Source organism: Cellulomonas sp. NPDC058312 (genome assembly GCF_042880135.1).
Classification (GTDB): Bacteria; Actinomycetota; Actinomycetes; order Actinomycetales; family Cellulomonadaceae; genus Cellulomonas.
Map to the genome: position 1 here is coordinate 189,236 of NZ_JBHVZE010000004.1, position 14,046 is coordinate 203,281.

The 14,046-nt window shown below is 75.1% G+C and carries 14 protein-coding genes and 3 tRNA genes; 7 read left to right on the plus strand and 10 right to left on the minus strand.

Features of this window, described 5'->3' with window-relative positions:
• Positions 1 to 96 precede the first annotated feature (96 nt).
• From ACFVXN_RS13460 to ACFVXN_RS13470, 3 genes are read right to left on the minus strand one after another with little or no spacing between them, the layout of a single operon-like run.
• Positions 97 to 1,191 carry a UDP-N-acetylmuramate dehydrogenase gene (locus tag ACFVXN_RS13460; RefSeq protein ID WP_389233142.1) on the minus strand — a complete coding sequence of 365 codons (1,095 nt, stop codon included), beginning with the start codon at positions 1,189 to 1,191 and terminating at the stop codon, positions 97 to 99.
• Positions 1,188 to 2,423 (minus strand): MFS transporter, encoded by a 1,236-nt coding sequence (locus ACFVXN_RS13465; protein WP_389233145.1) that lies wholly within the window; start codon positions 2,421 to 2,423, stop codon positions 1,188 to 1,190. The genes ACFVXN_RS13460 and ACFVXN_RS13465 overlap by 4 nt, the downstream gene beginning before the upstream one ends.
• Before the next feature lie 55 nt (positions 2,424 to 2,478).
• The gene (locus ACFVXN_RS13470) at positions 2,479 to 3,981 is read right to left on the minus strand and encodes an MFS transporter (RefSeq protein ID WP_389233148.1); all 1,503 of its coding nucleotides are present in this window, start codon (positions 3,979 to 3,981) and stop codon (positions 2,479 to 2,481) included.
• A 300-nt stretch (positions 3,982 to 4,281) separates the two neighbouring features.
• Here ACFVXN_RS13470 and ACFVXN_RS13475 point away from each other — a divergent pair, with 300 nt between their 5' ends.
• A complete protein-coding gene (locus ACFVXN_RS13475) occupies positions 4,282 to 5,322 on the plus strand; it encodes a LacI family DNA-binding transcriptional regulator (RefSeq protein WP_389233151.1) in 1,041 nt (346 codons plus the stop codon).
• A gap of 12 nt (positions 5,323 to 5,334) precedes the next feature.
• Here ACFVXN_RS13475 and ACFVXN_RS13480 read toward each other — a convergent pair whose 3' ends face one another.
• From ACFVXN_RS13480 to ACFVXN_RS13505, 6 genes are all read right to left on the minus strand, one after another.
• Positions 5,335 to 5,760: a MaoC family dehydratase gene (locus ACFVXN_RS13480; RefSeq protein WP_389233154.1), complete on the minus strand. Its 426-nt coding sequence runs from the start codon at positions 5,758 to 5,760 to the stop codon at positions 5,335 to 5,337.
• Complete coding sequence (locus ACFVXN_RS13485) at positions 5,760 to 6,209, minus strand: MaoC family dehydratase N-terminal domain-containing protein (protein WP_389233157.1); 450 nt, start codon at positions 6,207 to 6,209, stop codon at positions 5,760 to 5,762. Before ACFVXN_RS13485 ends, ACFVXN_RS13480 begins: the two co-directional genes overlap by 1 nt.
• A gap of 14 nt (positions 6,210 to 6,223) precedes the next feature.
• Positions 6,224 to 6,391 carry a 50S ribosomal protein L33 gene (gene rpmG / locus ACFVXN_RS13490; RefSeq protein WP_389233160.1) on the minus strand — a complete coding sequence of 56 codons (168 nt, stop codon included), beginning with the start codon at positions 6,389 to 6,391 and terminating at the stop codon, positions 6,224 to 6,226.
• 79 nt (positions 6,392 to 6,470) lie between these two features.
• Positions 6,471 to 6,544: transfer RNA gene (locus ACFVXN_RS13495), tRNA-Met, on the minus strand.
• 50 nt (positions 6,545 to 6,594) lie between these two features.
• Positions 6,595 to 6,666 (minus strand) — tRNA-Thr (locus tag ACFVXN_RS13500).
• 120 nt (positions 6,667 to 6,786) lie between these two features.
• Positions 6,787 to 6,868, minus strand: a tRNA-Tyr gene (locus tag ACFVXN_RS13505).
• 129 nt (positions 6,869 to 6,997) lie between these two features.
• Between ACFVXN_RS13505 and ACFVXN_RS13510 the strand changes: the two genes are divergently transcribed.
• On the plus strand, positions 6,998 to 7,498 hold the full coding sequence (locus tag ACFVXN_RS13510) for a YajQ family cyclic di-GMP-binding protein (protein ID WP_389233163.1): 501 nt from the start codon (positions 6,998 to 7,000) through the stop codon (positions 7,496 to 7,498).
• A gap of 129 nt (positions 7,499 to 7,627) precedes the next feature.
• On the opposite strand, the gene htpX is transcribed toward ACFVXN_RS13510, so the two are convergent.
• A complete protein-coding gene (gene htpX / locus ACFVXN_RS13515; protein WP_389233166.1) occupies positions 7,628 to 8,503 on the minus strand; it encodes a zinc metalloprotease HtpX in 876 nt (291 codons plus the stop codon).
• Between the two features lie 127 nt (positions 8,504 to 8,630).
• On the opposite strand from htpX, the gene ACFVXN_RS13520 reads away from it, so the two are divergent.
• The 5 genes from ACFVXN_RS13520 (at position 8,631) to ACFVXN_RS13540 (ending at position 13,988) form a co-directional block, all read left to right on the plus strand.
• The gene (locus tag ACFVXN_RS13520; RefSeq protein ID WP_389233169.1) at positions 8,631 to 9,479 is read left to right on the plus strand and encodes a transporter substrate-binding domain-containing protein; all 849 of its coding nucleotides are present in this window, start codon (positions 8,631 to 8,633) and stop codon (positions 9,477 to 9,479) included.
• A 5-nt stretch (positions 9,480 to 9,484) separates the two neighbouring features.
• Complete coding sequence (locus tag ACFVXN_RS13525; protein ID WP_389233172.1) at positions 9,485 to 10,375, plus strand: amino acid ABC transporter permease; 891 nt, start codon at positions 9,485 to 9,487, stop codon at positions 10,373 to 10,375.
• A complete protein-coding gene (locus ACFVXN_RS13530) occupies positions 10,372 to 11,109 on the plus strand; it encodes an amino acid ABC transporter ATP-binding protein (protein WP_389233175.1) in 738 nt (245 codons plus the stop codon). Before ACFVXN_RS13525 ends, ACFVXN_RS13530 begins: the two co-directional genes overlap by 4 nt.
• A 180-nt stretch (positions 11,110 to 11,289) precedes the next feature.
• On the plus strand, positions 11,290 to 12,066 hold the full coding sequence (locus ACFVXN_RS13535; protein ID WP_389233178.1) for an ABC transporter ATP-binding protein: 777 nt from the start codon (positions 11,290 to 11,292) through the stop codon (positions 12,064 to 12,066).
• 11 nt (positions 12,067 to 12,077) lie between these two features.
• Positions 12,078 to 13,988: an FtsX-like permease family protein gene (locus ACFVXN_RS13540; RefSeq protein ID WP_389233181.1), complete on the plus strand. Its 1,911-nt coding sequence runs from the start codon at positions 12,078 to 12,080 to the stop codon at positions 13,986 to 13,988.
• Positions 13,989 to 14,046: the final 58 nt, after the last annotated feature.

Sequence of the window (14,046 nt, forward strand, 5' to 3'; positions counted from 1 at the left end):
TGCGGGTTGCGAGACCCGCGCCCGCCGCCGACGTCGCACCCTCCGGCCCAGGTCGCACCCTGGACGGGGCGACCACGGCCCGTCGGGCGACCTCGGCTACAGCGCCGTGCCGACCAGCACCGGCTCCGGCTCCAGGGTGATGCCGAACTGCTGCGCCACCCCGTCGCGGACCGTGCGCGCGAGCGCGAGCACGTCGCCCGTCGTCGCCCCGCCGCGGTTGGTGACCGCGAGCGTGTGCTTCGTCGACAGCGCCGCGGGGCCGGGCAGGCCGTAGCCCTTGCCGAACCCCGCGTGCTCGATCAGCCACGCGGCGCTCGACTTCACCAGGCCGTCACCGGCCGGGAACCGCGGCGCGCCCTCGGGCAGCGCGGCGGCGTCGTCGGTCGTCAGCACCGGGTTGGTGAAGAACGAGCCCGCCGAGCGCGTGTCCGGGTCGGCGGCGTCGAGCACCATGCCCTTGCGGCCGCGCAGGGCCAGCACCGCCGCGCGCACGTCCGGCAGCAGCGCCCGCTCCCCCACGGCGACGCCCAGCTCGCGGGCGAGCTCCGGGTAGGCGATCGGCTCGGACAGCTGCGCGACCCGCAGCTGGAACGTCACGTCGAGCACCACGTACCGCGGGGTCGGGTACCACGGGGCGCCCGGGTCGGCGTCGTCCGGCAGCGCCCGCATCGACCGCTTCAGCAGCGACGTCCGGTAGCCGAACTGCAGGTCGACCAGCGGCAGCGTGCGCACCTTGCCGCGCTGGCGGTCCCACACCCGCACGGTCGAGATCGTCTGCGCGACGTCCTGGCCGTACGCCCCGACGTTCTGCACCGGCGTCGCGCCGACGGACCCGGGGATGCCGGACAGCGCCTCGACGCCCTTGAGCCGGTGCGCCGCGGCGTGCGCGACGACCTCGTCCCAGACGGCGCCGGCGACGGCGGTCAGCGTCACGCCCGCGCACGCCGAGTGGTCCGGCGTGGTGATGTCGCGGCGCGCGTCCCGCACGACGACCCCGTCGAACCCGGCGTCGGCCACCAGCAGGTTCGAACCGCCGCCGAGCACCAGCAGCGGCGTGCCGTCGGCGTCGGCGGCCCGCACGGCGTCGACCAGCTCGGCCTCGGTGCTGGTCTCCACCAGCTGCCCGGCGGGCCCGCCCACCCCGAGGGTGGTCAGCTGGGAGAAGGTCGCGGGCTGCACGGCGGTGGTCACGGGACGAGCGTAGGCCGCTCCGGGTCACCGTGCCGCGCCGGTGCGGCGGCGTTCACCACGAGCAGGCCGATGAGGATCGGCACGGCGATCGCGAGCAGTGCGTGCCGGTAGCCGACGTGCGCGGCGAGCAGCCCCAGCAGCGGCGGGCCGGCGAGGAACGCCGTGTACCCGATCGTCGAGACCACGCTGACCCGGGCCGCGGCGTGCACCGGGTCGTCGCTCGCCGCGCTCATCCCGACCGGGAACCCGAGCGCCGCGCCCATGCCCCACAGCACCGCGCCGACCAGGGCGAGCCAGAGCATGTCGGCCGGGACCAGCCCGAACACCAGCAGGCCGACGAGCGCGAGCCCCGCGCACAGGCGGAGCACCGCGACCCGGCCGTACCGGTCGAGCAGGACCGTGCCGAGGAACCGCATCGCGGTCATCGCGCTGACGAACACCCCGAAGGCGACCGCCCCGACCGCGTCGTCCTGCGCGAACCCGTCGACGACCGCCAGGCTCAGCCAGTCGTTGCCGGCGCCCTCGGTCAGCGCCGCGGCCAGCACGACGAGCCCGATCAGCAGCGTCCGCGGCTCCAGCCACGCCGCGAAGACCGACCGGCCGCCGTGCGGGGCCGGGGCGCCGTCCGCGCCCGTCGCGTGCTGGCCGGCGGGCAGGAACGCGCGGACCGCGAGCAGCACCACGACCGACGACAGCGCGACCGCGACCGGCACGTGCACGTGCACCGGGACCCGCGCCGACGCCGCGACCGCGGCGATCCCGGCCGCGATCACGGTGCCGAGCGAGAACCCGGCGTGGTAGCGCGGCATCACGGTGCGGCCGAGCTTCTGCTCGACGATCGCGCCCTCGAGGTTCATCGCCGCGTCCCACACGCCGGTGCCGACGCCGAACACCACCAGCCCCGCCGCGGTCACCACGACCTGGCCGGCCGAGGCGCCGAACGTCGCGATGGTGAGCCCGGTGGCGTTGACGAGCGCGAACCCCGCGACGGCCTTGACCGCACCGATCCGCGTGACCACGAGCCCGGACAGCGGCAGCGCCACCAGCGACCCGATCGAGCCGACCAGCAGCAGCAGGCCCATCTGCCCCTCGGACAGCCCGAGCTCGTCGCGCACGGCCGGGAGCCGCGCCGCCCACGACGAGAAGTTGAAGCCGGCCAGCGCGAAGACCGTGAACACGGCCACGGAGGCGGTGCGGACGGCCCGCGGGGCGGGCGGGGCGGGGTGCGTCATCGCGGTCTCCACGGTCGGTCGTCGTGCGGGATCGGGGGTGGGTGGAGGTGCGGGCTCAGGCGCCGCGGGCCGGGACGGGCACGCCGGCGGGCTCCCGTCGGACGGTACCGGACGGCACGCAGCCGCCGGCCTCGTCCTCCCGGGCGCCGTCCCGGAGGCCGTCCAGCGCCGGCACGGCCGCCGGCTCGACCGTCGCGACCACGGGCGCGCCGGGGTCGTCGACAGGCGCCTGTGCGGCGTCGGCCGCCGCGCCCGGGCGCCGGACCGTGCCGGCGAGCAGCACCGACGCGATCATCGCGACCGTGATGAGCAGCAGCGCGTGCCGGGTGCCCATGAGCTCGGCGGCGAGGCCGAGCAGCGGCGGGGCGGCGAGCGACGCCGTCGAGGAGAACGCGGAGACCACGGCCACCCGGCTCGCCGCGCGCAGCGGGTCGTCGGACGCGGCGGCGATGCCCAGCGGGACGGTCAGCGCGGCGCCGAAGCCCCACGCCACGATGCCGACCGCGGCGACCGGCAGCGACGGCGCGAGCCCGAACAGCAGCAGGCCCGCGAACGACACCACCCCGGACCCCCGGAGCACCGCGACCCGCCCGTAGCGGTCGATCAGCCGCGTGCCGAGCAGCCGTACCGCGGTCATCGCCCCGACGAACACGCCGAACATCGCCGCGCCGACGGCCTCGACCTGGTCGAACCCGTCGACGACCGCGAGGGCGAGCCAGTCGTTCGCGGCACCCTCCGAGAGGGCGGCGGACATGATGACCACGCCGATCAGCAGCGTGCGGGGCTCGCGCCACGCCCCGAGCGACGAGCCCGGCCGGGCGACCCGGCGGACGCGGGCGGCGCGGAGCCGACCCGCCAGGCCGGCCTCGCGCGGGCTGCGGCCCTCGGCGCGGGCCTCGCGGGCCGCGCGGGCGCCGGACCGGTCGGCCGGCAGCGACTCGATGACCGCGCCCGGCACGGACAGCAGCCGCCAGACCGTCCCGATCACGGCGGTCGCGGTGAACTGCGCGAGCAGGGGCACGTCGGCCACGGCGCACAGAGCGCCGATGCCGGACCCGAGCACGGACCCGATCGAGAACGCGGCGTGGAACTGCGGCAGGACCGTGCGCCCCATCCGCCGCTCGACCGCCGCGGTCTCGACGTTCAGCGGCACGTTGCCGATCGCGAAGCCGACACCGGACAGGAAGATGCCCGCGGTGAGCACCGGCACCGAGCCGAGCGTGGGACCGAGACCTATGAGCACGTACGCGGCCGCGAACGCCACCATCGACAGGTAGAGCACCACGCGGCCGCCGAACCGGTTCACCAGCGCGCCCGCCACCGACACCGTCGCGAGCGACCCGATCGACCCCGCGATCAGCAGCCCGCCGAGCTCGGCGGTGCCGAGGTCGAGGGCGTCGCGGACCGCGGGCAGCCGGGCGAGCCAGCCGGACAGCATCAGCCCGCTGAGCGCGAACAGCCCCATCAGCAGCCACCGCGCCCGCTGGACCGCAGGGTCGACGGGCAGGTGCGCGGACGCGCCCCGGCCGGTGCGGCCGGGGCGGCGTGCTCCGGTCACGGGACCCTCGGGGCGGGGTCGGCGGTTGGCCGGACGAAGGGGGGCGCGGCCGGTACGGGCCCGCGGCTGGCTCACGGCATCTCCAGGTCGGTGCAAGGGGGTGGTCACACGGAGGTGAAGGGATCGTTCGAATCGATTCGATCCCGGCGCGGAGGCGAACGGTCGAATCGATTCGGGGATGGGTTTCAGTCTGCGGGTACGCTGGCGGCGGCGTCAACAGCCTCCTGCGGGCCGTGACGCGCTTCACCCCGCGCCCCCGTCGAAAGGCCCCCGGTGTCCCAGCGACCGACCCTCGCCGACGTGGCCTCCGCCGCCGGCGTCTCGGTCTCCACGGCCTCGCTCGCGTTCTCCGGCGCCGGACCGATCGCCGACGCCACCCGGCAGCGCGTCCTGGACGCCGCCGCCGCCCTCGACTACTCCGGGCCCAACCCGCTGGGCCGCCAGCTGCGCAGCGGCCGGTCCGGGATCGTCGGCGTGGTCGTCGGTGACGCGCTGCGCCGGTCGTTCCGCGACCCCGTGTCCGTGCAGCTGCTGGACGGCCTGGTCGACACCCTCGGCCCCCTCGGGCTCGGCGTCCTTCTCATCCCCGGCCCCACCGGCCCCGACCAGCCGCCCGTCGACCCGCTGATCGAGTCGGCCGCGATGGACGTCGCCGTGCTCATCTGGGGCGGCACGCTGGACGACCCCGCGCTGCAGGCGCTCAGCCGCCGCGGCATCCCGGTGGTCGTCGTCGAGGGGCACGACCTGCCCGGCGTGGTCACCATCGGCATCGACGACCGCGCGGGCGTCGCGGAGCTCACCCGGCACCTGGTCGACCTCGGCCACGAGCGCATCGCGACGGTGACGCTGCCGTTCGGCCCGGCGCGGCGCAGCGCCCTCGCCGACGCCGACCGGATCGCCGGGATCACCTGGACCATCGCCGGTCGCCGCCTCGACGGCGTGCACGACGCCGGCGTCACCCCCACCGCCGTCTACGAGACCCCGGCGTCCCTGGTCGAGCACGGCACCGCCGCCGCCCACGCCCTGCTGTCCGGGCCCGCCGCCACCCGACCGACCGCCGTCGTCGCGCAGTCCGACCTGCTGGCGTCGGGCGTCGTGCTCGGCGCCCGGGAGCTCGGGCTCCGGGTGCCGCAGGACGTCTCGGTCGCGGGGTTCGACGGGCTCGACCTGCCGTGGCTCGCCCCGGACGTGCTCACCACCGTCGTACAGCCGATCGCCGAGAAGGGCGCGACCGTCGGCCGGGCGATCGAGGCGCTGCTCGCGGGCGGGACGCCGGCGGACGCGGTGCTGCCGGTCGAGCTGCGCACGGGCACGACGACGGGCCCGGCCCCGCGGGGCTGACGGGAGCGCCGCTCAGGAGAGGCGGACCAGCACCTGGGCCTTGGCCAGCACGCGGGTGCCGGCGGCGGTGACCATGAGGTCGACCCGGGCGGTGCGGGACTCCTCGTCGAGCGCGCCGACGGTGGCCACGACCTCGACGGTCGCACCCTCGGGGTCCGCGACGGGCACGGGTCGGGCGAACCGGGTCTGGTAGTCGAGGACCGCGCCGGGGTCGCCCAGCCAGTCCGACACGACGCCGACCGCGGCGCCCATCGTCCACATGCCGTGCGCGATGACGCCGGGCAGGCCGACCTCGGTCGCGAACCGCTCGTTCCAGTGGATCGGGTTGAAGTCGCCGCTGGCGCCGGCGTACCGGACGAGGCGCGCGCGGTCGACGGCGATCTCGCGGCGGCCGACCTCCTGGCCGACGGCGAGGTCGGCGAGCGCGGGCAGGGCCATCAGGCGTCCTCTCCCCGGACGGCGAGCGTGGACGTCACCGTGGCGACGGGCTCCCCGTCCTCCGCGGCGATGACGGCACGGGTCGTCACCATCGACAACCCGCCGCGCTCGGTCACCGAGTCCACGTGCAGGACCGTGACCAGGCGGTCCCCGGCGTGGATCGGGCGGTGGTGGATGAACCGCTCGTCGGCGTGCACCACGCGGCTGAAGTCGATGCCCGCCTCGGGGTCCTCGATCAGCTGGGCCTCGGCGCGCTGGGCGACGACGACGGCGAACGTCGGCGGCGCGATCACGTCGGGGTACCCGAGTGCTCGCGCCGCGTCGACATCCGTGTGGGCCGGGTGCAGTGCCCCGACCGCCTCCGCGAACTCGCGGAGCTTCTCGCGGCCGACCTCGTACGCCTCGTTCGGCGCGTACGCCCGTCCGGCGTACTCAGGGTTGACGGCCACGGTGGTGCGCTGGGTCAGCGGGTCTCGCGGTGGACGGTGTGCTTGCCGTCGCGCGGGCAGAACTTCTTCATCTCGAGACGGTCGGGGTCGTTCCGACGGTTCTTCTTCGTGATGTAGTTCCGCTCCTTGCACTCCGTGCAGGCGAGCGTGATCTTCGGACGGACGTCCGTGCTCTTGGCCATCTTGTTGCCACCTCTCGCGCCTGCGGCGCTCGATCCCTGGTCGACGCGCGTCGACCGACGCACGGTGTGTCACTTGCGGTAGCGGGGGCGGGGTTCGAACCCGCGACCTCACGATTATGAGTCGTGCGCTCTCACCAACTGAGCTACCCCGCCTCGGGTGACGTCGCAGGTCAGGACACATCCTGACCTGCGACACACCACAGAGCCCCGAACGGGATTCGAACCCGTGACCTCTTCCTTACCAAGGAAGTGCTCTACCACTGAGCTATCGGGGCAGCGCGGACTAGGCTACACGGTCCTCGGGGTGGTGCGAAATCGGCCCTCGCGACCCGCCCGGACGGGCCCGGGACGGCGACAGGGCGCCCTCCCGGAGGAGGACGCCCTGTCGTGCAACGTGGCGGGTGAGGGATTCGAACCCCCGTAGGCGTTGCCAGCTGATTTACAGTCAGCCCCCTTTGGCCACTCGGGTAACCCGCCGGGGTGTGCTCGTCGGTGACTGCGTCGACGACGTGCGGATGGAAGGATAGCAAGGGTTCGGGCCCAGACGGAAAACGAGTCCGCGGCCCGCCCCGAGCAGCACACCCGCACCCCACGTCAGGAGGAGTCATGGCGAGCGAGTCGTCGTTCGACGTCGTCAGCAAGGTCGACCGCCAGGAGGTCGACAACGCGCTGAACCAGGCCGTCAAGGAGATCGCCCAGCGGTACGACTTCAAGGGCGTCGGCGCGTCCATCGCCTGGAGCGGCGAGAAGATCGTCATGATCGCCAACTCCGAGGAGCGGGTGCGCGCGGTCCTGGACGTCTTCCAGACCAAGCTGATCAAGCGCAACATCTCGCTCAAGGCGCTCGACACCGGCGACGGCGACCCCAAGCCGTCCGGCAAGGAGTACCGCCTCGAGGGCACCATCAAGGAGGGCCTGTCCTCCGAGATCGCCAAGAAGGTCACCAAGCTGATCCGCGACGAGGGCCCCAAGGGCGTCAAGACGCAGATCCAGGGCGACGAGGTCCGCGTGACCTCCAAGGCCCGCGACGACCTGCAGGCCGTCATCGCGCTGCTCAAGGGCGCGGACGACATCGACGCGGCGCTGCAGTTCATCAACTACCGCTGACCCGCGCGGCGTCACGCGCCCGCTGATCTGCGCGGCGTCGCGCGCCGAGACAGGGCCGCCGCGCCGAGGACGGACCGCCCACCGCCCTGTCTCGGCGGGGCGGTCCTTCCTCGGCGGCGGGAGGTCAGGTCAGTACCGCTCGATCCCCCCGGTGCCCGCCATCCGCTCCAGTCGGGCGATGCGGTCGTCCATCGGCGGGTGGGTGGCGAACATCCGCCCGATGCCGGCGCCCTTGAACGGGTTCGCGATCATCAGGTGCGACACGTCCACGAGGTCCCGCTCCTGCGGCAGGGGCCGGGCCTGGGTGCCGCGCTCGAGCTTGCGCAGCGCTGACGCGAGCGCCAGCGGGTCGCCGGTGAGGGCGGCGCCGTCCTCGTCGGCGTCGTACTCGCGGGTGCGGCTGATCGCGAGCTGGATGAGCGTCGCGGCGAGCGGCGCGAGGAAGACCATGAGCAGCGCCGCGATCGGGTTGCCGCCGCGCTCGCGGTCGTTGCCGCCACCGAAGAACAGCGCGAACTGCGCGACCGACGTGATGACGCCGGCCACGGCCGCCGCGATGGACGACGTGAGGATGTCGCGGTTGTAGACGTGCATCAGCTCGTGACCGAGGACGCCGCGGAGCTCGCGCTCGTCGAGGATCGAGAGGATGCCCTCGGTGCAGCAGACCGCGGCGTTGCGCGGGTTGCGGCCGGTCGCGAACGCGTTCGGCGCGGCGGTCGGCGAGACGTACAGCCGCGGCATCGGCTGCCGGGCCGCCGTGGAGAGCTCGCGGACGATCCGGTACATCGCGGGCTGCTCGATCTCCGACACCGGGCGCGCGTGCATGGCGCGGATCGCGATCTTGTCGGAGTTCCAGTAGGAGTACGCGGTCATCGCGACCCCGGCGAGGGCGAACAGGAAGATGAACCGGCCGTTCGCCACGAACGTGCCGATGCCGAGCAGCACCGCCCAGAGCACGCCGAACAGCAGCGCCGTCTTGAGGCCGTTGTAGTGCCGGTGTCCCATGTGCGTCCTTCCGTGTCAGCACCCCCGCGGGCGTCGATCCGTCCCGCAGGGAGGACAACGCCGTGCCGCCCCGAACGGTTCCCCTACGCTGTCCCCCGCACATCCCGTACCCCCCGAGGAGACCACCGTGCGCACTGCCCGAGTCCTTGCCCTGGCCGCCGCGAGCGCGCTGGCGCTCGCGGCGTGCGCCCCCGTCGACGAGGGCTCCGGCTCGTCGGGCGACGCCACCGCCTCCGACGGGTCGCTCGCGACCCTGACCGACGGCGTCCTGACGATCGGCACCTCCGACCCGGCGTACGAGCCGTGGGTGGTCGACAACGACCCGACCAGCGGCGAGGGCTTCGAGTCCGCCGTCGCGTACGCGGTCGCGGAGGAGCTCGGGTACGACGCCGACCAGGTCGAGTGGGTGCCGGTGACGTTCGACCAGATCATCGCGCCGGGGGCGAAGAGCTTCGACTTCGCGATCAACCAGGTGTCGATCAGCCCGGAGCGCGCCGAGAACCTCGACTTCTCGTCGTCCTACTACGACACGGCGCAGGCCGTGGTCACGCTCGAGGGCACCGCGGCCGCCGGCGCGACGACGCTCGCCGAGCTGAAGGACCTGAAGCTCGGCGCGATGGTCGGCACCACCAGCCTGGCCGTGGCGCAGGCGGCGATCGACCCGACGACCGACCTGCAGGTGTTCAACGACAACGACCAGGTGAAGCAGGCGCTCACCGCCGGCCTGGTCGACGCGATCGTGGTGGACCTGCCCACGGCGCTCTACATCACGGCGGCGGAGCTCGACGGCGGCGTGCTCGTCGGGCAGCTGCCGGCCGGCGACGACGCGGACCAGCTCGGCCTCGTGCTCGACAAGGGCTCTGCCCTGACCGGTCCGGTCACCGACGCCGTCGACGCCCTGCGCGAGGACGGCACGCTCGCCGACCTCGAGGCGCAGTGGCTCACCGACGCGGCCGGCGCGCCGGTCCTGCAGTAGTGCCGGTGCCCGAGGACGGCACCCCCCGCACCGGGTGGGTGCCGTCCGAGCGGCAGCGTGACCGGGACGCGTACCGGCGGACCCAGACCCGGCGGTCGACCGCGGTCGCGCTGGTCAGCACCGTCCTGGTCGCCGGCGTCGCGGTGCTGGCGCTGGTCCGCTCGCCGGGCTGGCCCCGGGTCCGGCAGTCGTTCCTCGACCCCGAGGTCGCGTGGGCGGCGCTGCCGAAGGTCCTCGAGGGCCTGTGGCTGAACGTCCGCGTCATGGCGGTCTGCGCGGTGCTGATCGTCGTCGTCGCCCTGCTGCTCGCCCTGGCGCGCACGCTGCGCGGGCCGGCGTTCTTCCCGCTGCGCGCGCTCGCCACCGGGTACGTGGACGTGTTCCGCGGCCTGCCGCTGATCCTCGTGCTGCTGCTCGTCGGGTTCGGGCTGCCCGGGCTGCGGCTCCAGGGCGTCCCGACGTCGGCGGTCGTCCTCGGCGGGCTGGCCCTGGTGCTCACCTACTCGGCGTACGTCGCCGAGGTGTTCCGCGCCGGCATCGAGTCGGTGCACCCCTCGCAGATCGCGTCCGCCCGCTCGCTCGGGCTCAGCCGCGGGCAGACGATGCGGCACGTCGTGCTCCCCCAGGCCGTGCGCCGGGTGGTCCCCCCGCTGCTGAACGACCTGGTCGCGCTGTCCAAGGACTCCGGCCTCATCTCGATCCTCGGCGCGGTCGACGCCGTGCGCGCCGCGCAGATCCAGACCGCCACCTACGCGAACTTCACCCCGTACGTCGTCGCGGGCGTGCTGTTCGTGCTGCTGACGATCCCGCTGACCCGGTTCACCGACGCGCTCGCCCGGCGCGGCGGCTGGCTGGGCTCGCAGAGCGGCCTCGCCGGGGCGGGGGCGATGCGGTGACCGCCCCGCTGCTGCGCGTGTCCGGCGTCCGCAAGGCGTTCGGCGACCACGTCGTGCTCGACGACCTGTCCCTCGACGTCGAGGAGCACCGCGTCGTCGTGCTGATCGGCGCGTCGGGCTCGGGCAAGTCGACGCTGCTGCGCTGCATCAACCTGCTGGAGGAGGTCGACGACGGCGTCATCGAGGTCGACGGCCAGGAGGTCACCGACCCGCGCGTCGACGCGAACGCGGTCCGCGCCCGGATCGGCATGGTGTTCCAGGCGTACAACCTGTTCCCGCACCTGCGCGTGCTGGACAACGTGGCGCTCGCGCCCCGGCTGGTGCACAAGGTCGGCAGGCGCGAGGCCCGCGAGCGCGCCGCCGCGGTGCTCGAGCGGGTCGGCCTCGGCGCGAAGGCCCGTGCGTTCCCCGACGAGCTGTCCGGCGGCCAGCAGCAGCGCGTCGCCATCGCCCGGTCGCTGGTGACCCAGCCGGCGCTGATGCTGCTCGACGAGGTCACGAGCGCGCTCGACCCGGAGCTGGTCGGCGAGGTGCTGGACCTGCTCGGGGAGCTCAAGGACGAGGGCACGACGATGGTCGTCGCGACGCACGAGATGGCGTTCGCGCGGCACGTGGCCGACGAGGTCTGCTTCCTGCACGAGGGCCGCATCCTCGAGCGCGGCCCCGCGGACCAGGTCCTCGGCGCCCCGCGCGAGCCCCGCACCCAGGAGTTCCTCCGCCGCGTCACGGGCTGACCGGGACCCGCGCAGCACCGGTCGGCGACAGCGGCGGCCGGCTCCGTCGCAGGTCGCACGACCTCCGTCGCAGGACGCCGGTCGCAGGTTCCGTCGCAGGCACCTGGAGGCGCGCCGCGCGGGTTCCTAGCGTCGTCAGGGACGAAGCACGTGTCCCGACGGCCCCCGAGGAGCAGCACCATGACCGCACTCAGCCCCACCCACGACCCCGCGCCGCAGCCGTCGGACGACGCCCCGCCGGCCGTCCTGCTCGACGACGTCCGCCGCTCCTATCCGAATGGCGGGGGCAGCGTCGCCGCGCTCGCCGGCGTGACCCTCGCCCTCGCGCCCGGCTCGTTCACCGCCGTGATGGGGCCCTCGGGCTCCGGCAAGTCGACCCTGCTGAACTGCGCGGCCGGCCTGGACGCCCCCACCAGCGGGCGGGTGGTCGTCGGCGGCGCGGAGCTCACCGCGATGTCGCCGGACGCGGTGACCCGCCTGCGGCGCGACCGCATCGGGTTCGTGTTCCAGTCCTACAACCTGGTCGGGCACCTCACGGTCGACGAGAACATCGCGCTGCCGCTGCTGCTCGGCGGCCGCCCGGTCGACGCGCACCTGCGGCGCTACCTGATGGCCGCCGTCGGGCTGGAGGGCATGGGCGACCGGCTCCCCGGCGAGCTGTCCGGCGGCCAGGCCCAGCGGGTCGCGATCGCCCGGGCGCTCATCACGCGCCCCGCGGTCGTGTTCGCCGACGAGCCGACGGGCGCCCTCGACTCGCACACCGGCGCGCAGGTGCTGGACGTGCTGCGGGACACCGCCACGACCCTGCGGCAGACCCTCGTGCTGGTCACGCACGACGCGCACGTCGCCGCGGCGGCCGACCGCGTGCTGTTCCTCGCGGACGGCCGGCTCGCCGGTCACCTCGACGCGCCGACGGCCGAGCAGGTCACGGCCCGCATGATCGGGCTGGGTCGATGAGCGCGGCGCCGATGAGCGCCGTGTGGTCGTCCGCCCGCTCCGCCGTGCGCGTGCACCGCGGGAGCATGGCGGGCAGCGCGCTGGTCGTGGCCCTCGCGGCCGCGCTGCTCACCGCCACCGGCGTGTGGATCGAGGCCGGGATCCGGCTCGCCGCCGGGTCGACCGACCCGGCCGCGTCGCTGCTGGTCACCGTCGCGTCGTCGTTCGCGGGGACCGCGGTGCTGATCGCGCTGCTGGTCGTCGCGTCGACGTTCGCCGGCGCCCTGCGACCCCGCGGCCGGGAGTTCGCGCTGCTGCGCGCCGTCGGGGCGACGACCCGGCAGGTGCGGCAGCTCGTCACCGCCGAGGTGCTGCTCGTGTTCGCCGTGGCCGCGCCGGTGGGCGCCGTCGCGGGGCTGGGGCTGGCGCCGCTGCTGCGCGGGGTGCTGGAGTCCGGCGGCATCGTCCCCGCCGGGTCCGCGGTGCCGCTGTCCCCCTGGCCGGTGCTCGGCACGCTGCTGCTCCTGGTGCCGACCGCACTGCTCGGCGCGCGGCTCGCCGGGCGGGAGAGCGCCCGGCTCAGCCCGGCGAGCGCCGTGCAGCGGTCGGCCGTCGAGCCGCGCCGGGTGTCCCGGGTGCGGGCGACCGCCGCGGCCGTCCTCGCGGTCGGCGGCCTGGTGGTCGCCGGGGTGCCGTTCGTCGCGCCGGGCCTGCTCGGCAGCGCGGCCGCGACCACCTCGGCGTTCCTGCTGCTGATCGCGGCGGCGCTGATCGGCCCGCTGCTGGTCGGGTGGGCCGCCGAGCGCGGGCTCGCGCTGACGGCCGGCCGGCCGCGGGCGGCGGCGACGCTCGCGCTGGCGAACGCCCGCGGCTTCTCCCGCCGGCTCACCGGCGTCGTCGTCCCGCTCGCGCTGCTGCTGGCGCTCGGGACCGTGCAGTCCGGCGTCAACGGCGCCGTGCTGGACGCGGGCGAGCAGCAGGTGCGCGCGTCCCTGGCCGCCGACCTGGTGGTCGAGGCCCCCGACGGGGTCACCGACGCGCAGGCCGCGACGGTCGCCGCCCTGCCCGGTGTCGCCGAGGTGGGCACCACGGCGCTGCTCCCCGCGCAGGTGCGCGTCGACCAGGACGACGAGGACCTGCCGTTCCTCGAGGACCTGTCGTGGGAGGCCACCATGCTGCGCACCGTCCCGGTCGGCACCGCGCTGGTCGACGCCGACGTGCGGGCCGGGTCGCTCGACGACCTGGCGCGGGAGGGCACGATCGCGCTGAGCAGCGAGGCGGCGCTCACCGGACTCGCCGCGGTCGGCGACCCGGTGGACGTGCGTCTCGGCGACGTCGAGCGGACGCTGACCGTCGTCGCCGTGTACGAGCGCGGGCTCGGCCTCGGCGACTACCTGGTCGGACCCGGTCTCGCGGCCGAGGCGTCCGACGCGACGCTGCTGGTCCGGGCCGACTCCCCCGGTGACGTGCCGGGCGTCCGGGCGGCCGTGGCCGACGCCGGGCTCGACCCCACGGACGTCGCCGGCTACGCCCGGTCGGTCCGGGAGGCGGCGGCCGGGGAGCAGGGGCTGTCCCTGGCCCTGCTGGTCGCGCTCCTCGCGTTCGTCGCCGTGGGCGCGGGCAACGCGCTGGTCCAGCTGGTCGGCTCCCGCCGCGCCGAGCTCGCGCTGCTCCGCCGGACGGGCGCGACCCGCCGGCAGCTGGTGCGGATGGTCGCGGCGGAGTCCGTGCTGCTGACCGTGACGGCGCTGGTGGTCGGGGTCGCCAGCGTGCTCCCCGCACTGCTCGGCGTCGGGCAGGGGCTGCTGGGGGTCCCGCTGCCGGTGCTCGACCCGGTCGTGCTCGGGTCGCTGGCCGTCGCCGTGGTGCTGATCGGCGTCACCCTGCCGGTCGCCGCGGCGGTCCGGGCCACGGCCCCCGGGCGGCTGCCGCTGGCGGCGTGACGCCGCCCCACCCGGGTGGAAGGTTCCTGCCGGACACGCCGGGCGTGTCGGGCAGGAA